The sequence below is a fragment of the Mammaliicoccus sp. K-M42 genome, assembly GCF_022386375.1.
Lineage (GTDB): Bacteria > Bacillota > Bacilli > Staphylococcales > Staphylococcaceae > Mammaliicoccus > Mammaliicoccus fleurettii.
In genome coordinates this window covers 1-1,639 of the sequence record NZ_JAJNIS010000039.1, presented here as the reverse complement: position 1 = coordinate 1,639, position 1,639 = coordinate 1, and the positions used below count along the sequence as shown (strand labels likewise).

The following is a 1,639-nucleotide window of genomic DNA, read 5'->3' as shown; positions in this document are numbered from 1 at the left end:
CATTCCGTAATATCCTTAGAAAGGAGGTGATCCAGCCGCACCTTCCGATACGGCTACCTTGTTACGACTTCACCCCAATCATTTGTCCCACCTTCGACGGCTAGCTCCTAATAAAAGGTTACTCCACCGGCTTCGGGTGTTACAGACTCTCGTGGTGTGACGGGCGGTGTGTACAAGACCCGGGAACGTATTCACCGTAGCATGCTGATCTACGATTACTAGCGATTCCAGCTTCATGTAGTCGAGTTGCAGACTACAATCCGAACTGAGAATAATTTTATGGGATTTGCTTGACCTCGCGGGTTCGCTGCCCTTTGTATTATCCATTGTAGCACGTGTGTAGCCCAAATCATAAGGGGCATGATGATTTGACGTCATCCCCACCTTCCTCCGGTTTGTCACCGGCAGTCAACCTAGAGTGCCCAACTTAATGATGGCAACTAAGCTTAAGGGTTGCGCTCGTTGCGGGACTTAACCCAACATCTCACGACACGAGCTGACGACAACCATGCACCACCTGTCACTTTGTCCCCCGAAGGGGAAGACTCTATCTCTAGAGCGATCAAAGGATGTCAAGATTTGGTAAGGTTCTTCGCGTTGCTTCGAATTAAACCACATGCTCCACCGCTTGTGCGGGTCCCCGTCAATTCCTTTGAGTTTCAACCTTGCGGTCGTACTCCCCAGGCGGAGTGCTTAATGCGTTAGCTGCAGCACTAAGGGGCGGAAACCCCCTAACACTTAGCACTCATCGTTTACGGCGTGGACTACCAGGGTATCTAATCCTGTTTGATCCCCACGCTTTCGCACATCAGCGTCAGTTACAGACCAGAGAGCCGCCTTCGCCACTGGTGTTCCTCCATATCTCTGCGCATTTCACCGCTACACATGGAATTCCACTCTCCTCTTCTGCACTCAAGTTCCCCAGTTTCCAATGACCCTCCACGGTTGAGCCGTGGGCTTTCACATCAGACTTAAGAAACCGCCTACGCGCGCTTTACGCCCAATAATTCCGGATAACGCTTGCCACCTACGTATTACCGCGGCTGCTGGCACGTAGTTAGCCGTGGCTTTCTGGTTAGGTACCGTCAAGACTTGTTCAGTTACTAACAAATTTGTTCTTCCCTAACAACAGAGTTTTACGATCCGAAAACCTTCATCACTCACGCGGCGTTGCTCCGTCAGGCTTTCGCCCATTGCGGAAGATTCCCTACTGCTGCCTCCCGTAGGAGTCTGGACCGTGTCTCAGTTCCAGTGTGGCCGATCACCCTCTCAGGTCGGCTACGTATCGTCGCCTTGGTAAGCCATTACCTTACCAACTAGCTAATACGGCGCGGGTCCATCTATAAGTGACAGCCGAAGCCGCCTTTCACTATCGAACCATGCGGTTCAAAATATTATCAGGTATTAGCCCCGGTTTCCCGGAGTTATCCCAGTCTTATAGGTAGGTTACCCACGTGTTACTCACCCGTCCGCCGCTAACATCAGAGAAGCAAGCTTCTCATCTGTTCGCTCGACTTGCATGTATTAGGCACGCCGCCAGCGTTCATCCTGAGCCAGGATCAAACTCTCCATAATAGAAGTAAGCTTGATTAGCTCATTTTTGATTGGTTAAGCCAATCACTCTTTGAAGTACTATAAG

Annotated in this window: 1 rRNA gene; it reads right to left on the bottom strand. The window is 50.7% G+C overall.

The features are described from left to right. Positions 1-19: 19 nt before the first annotated feature. A 16S ribosomal RNA gene (locus LQ668_RS12220) occupies positions 20-1,575 on the bottom strand. Positions 1,576-1,639: the final 64 nt, after the last annotated feature.